This is a genomic window from Ruegeria sp. (assembly GCF_028066395.1).
In the GTDB taxonomy this organism is placed as follows: Bacteria; Pseudomonadota; Alphaproteobacteria; order Rhodobacterales; family Rhodobacteraceae; genus Ruegeria.
In genome coordinates this window covers 1-2379 of record NZ_JALCBM010000137.1, presented here as the reverse complement: position 1 = coordinate 2379, position 2379 = coordinate 1, and the positions used below count along the sequence as shown (strand labels likewise).

Below are 2379 nucleotides of genomic sequence, written 5' to 3'. Positions count from 1 at the left end.
ACCTACGACCAATTGATTAACAGTCAACTGCTCTACCGCTGAGCTACGCCGGAACGGTTCGCGCCGTATAGCAATCTGATTTCCCGCCGTCCAGAGGGCGCGCCGAGTTTTTTCGACGAAAAAACTCACCCGGTCGTGAGCGTACACTTCGGGTCTGAGGGGCAAGGACGATTTTGAGGGATTTTGGCTCCGGCGGTAGGGATCGAACCTACGACCAATTGATTAACAGTCAACTGCTCTACCGCTGAGCTACGCCGGAACTGAGGGCGCGTATAGCAACCTCGATTTTCGCAGTCCAGAGTAGAAGCGCATGAGGGCGCAAAAATTTTTCCGCCCCTAGCTCAAGCGTCGAAATTGCGCGGTAGCTGACAGGTCTCCAATCGCAGCGACACGGGATTTCCCTGTCAGGTCAACAAGATGGGCAAAGACATTGCGTTCGGCGGCGGGCAGCAGCGCCTCGGGTGTTTCGGTATATATCCGGCGCGCCAGATCCTGTGCGGTTGCGGGAGTATCGTCCAGAGCGGTCAGGATCTGTGCCTCGCGCCCCAGACGGTGGTTGATCAGCCAATCTAGTCGCGCGGTCGGGTCGGTCACTGGCGCGCCATGACCTGGGTGAAACACCGACCAGTCCCGTTCGCGCAGCCGGTAGCAGGCGGCCATGAAATCGGTCAGATCGCCATCGGGAGGTGAGACCAGAGAACTGGCCCAGCCCATCACATGATCGGCGGTGAAGCAGGTATCGCCCCAGGCCAGCGCGATGTGATTGCCCAGATGGCCGGGCGTATGGATCACCTCCAGCGTCCAGTCGTCACCTTCGATCATTTGACCGTCCGAGACCTCCTGATCTGGGCGGAACTCCGAATCGATGCCCTCACCCCCGCCAGCCAGACCTTGCTGCGCCAAACGGGTCATGATGGCGCTGCGGCCAGCCTGCGGCCCCCCGAAGGCCAGAACCGGCGCACCGGTGCGGTGCGACAGCGGCGCGGCGAGGGGAGAGTGATCCAGATGGCTGTGGGTCACCAGAATGTGGCTGATCCGCTGCCCGGGCTCCAAAGCGTTCAGGATCGCGTCCAGATGCGCCTCGATCAGCGGGCCGGGGTCGATCACCGCGATGTCGCGGTCGCCCAGCAGATAGGTGTTCGTCCCGCGATAGGTCATGGGCGAGGGGTTCGGCGCCACAATCCGTCGCAACCCGGGGGCCAGCGTCATGGCCTGTCCGGGGACAGGGTTGAAATTGTCGGGGGCCTGCATCGTCACCTCTTCCTCTTACCCAGACGGCCCGCTAGGTTTAGCGCATGTCGTCGCAATGGCTCAAACCCTATATGCCCCGCAGCCTGTATGCCCGTGCGGCGCTGATTCTCGTGGTGCCGGTTCTGGTGGTCCTGCTGGTCGTTGCCATCGCGTTTCTGCAGAAACATCTTGAGGAGGTGACGCGGCAGATGACTCAGACTGCCTCGCGCGAGGTTGCGCTGGTTCTGAACACCATGCAAGGGACGGACACCCAAATTCAGGCACTGGCGGCGATCCGGCCCGAACTGGCGGCGCTGGGGATGTCGGCCCGGTTCCTGCAACCCGATGAGGGGATCGACGAGGGCACCCGCCGCTGGCATGACTTCATTGCCCCGCAGGTCCGGGCCAATATGCGCCAGTTGGTGCCGCAATCCATCGCCGTGGCGCTGCCCAGCAGCAAAGAGGTGCGGCTGTATCTTGAGACCGATCTGGGGATTCTGGAACTGGGGTTCGACCGCAGGCGTCTGTCGCCTGTCGCGCCGCATCAGTTGATCGTGACGATGGTCTTCTTTGCGGTGCTGATGACCACGATCTCGTTCCTTTACATGCGCAATCAGTTGCGTCCGATCACTCGGCTGGCCGATGCCGCGCAAGCCTTTGGCCGGGGCAGGGTGGTGCCCTATACGCCCAATGGCGCGATCGAGGTGCGTGCGGCCGGCAATGCCTTTCTGGACATGCGCGCTCGGATCGAGCGGCAGATCGAACAGCGCACGCTGATGCTGTCGGGGGTCAGCCATGACCTGCGCACTCCGTTGACGCGGATGAAACTGGGCCTGTCGCTGCTGCCCGAGGATGAGGCACAGCCGCTGCTCAAGGATGTGGACGAAATGCAATCCCTGCTGGATGCGTTTCTGGAGTTCACCCGCGGCGCCTCGGAATCCGACCCCGAAGAGGTCAACCCCGAGATCTGGCTGCGTGGCATCGTCGAGGACGCGCGGCGCGCCGGGCATGCGGTGACATTGATCTCGGTCGAGGGCGAGGGCAGCGCCATGCTGCGCCCGACCGCCATGCGGCGCGCGGTGGAAAATCTGATCGGCAACGCGGTGCGGTATGGCACCAAGGCTGAAATCAGCCTGACCCTGACCCCAA

The 2379-nt window shown here is 62.7% G+C and carries 2 protein-coding genes and 2 tRNA genes (1 of these 4 only partly in view); 1 reads left to right on the top strand and 3 read right to left on the bottom strand.

Annotated features, from left to right (window positions below):
* The 3 genes from MPJ51_RS21695 to MPJ51_RS21685 form a co-directional block, all read right to left on the bottom strand.
* Positions 1-53, bottom strand: a tRNA-Asn gene (locus MPJ51_RS21695) (it extends 122 nt beyond the left edge of the window).
* A 131-nt stretch (positions 54-184) separates the two neighbouring features.
* A tRNA-Asn gene (locus tag MPJ51_RS21690) sits at positions 185-259 on the bottom strand.
* A gap of 77 nt (positions 260-336) precedes the next feature.
* Entirely contained in the window at positions 337-1251 is a 915-nt protein-coding gene (locus MPJ51_RS21685) for an MBL fold metallo-hydrolase (protein WP_298391143.1), read from the bottom strand.
* A gap of 44 nt (positions 1252-1295) precedes the next feature.
* Between MPJ51_RS21685 and MPJ51_RS21680 the strand changes: the two genes are divergently transcribed.
* Positions 1296-2379, top strand: a 1084-nt coding sequence (locus tag MPJ51_RS21680; protein ID WP_298391141.1) for a histidine kinase dimerization/phospho-acceptor domain-containing protein, incomplete at its 3' end; no start/stop codon positions are given.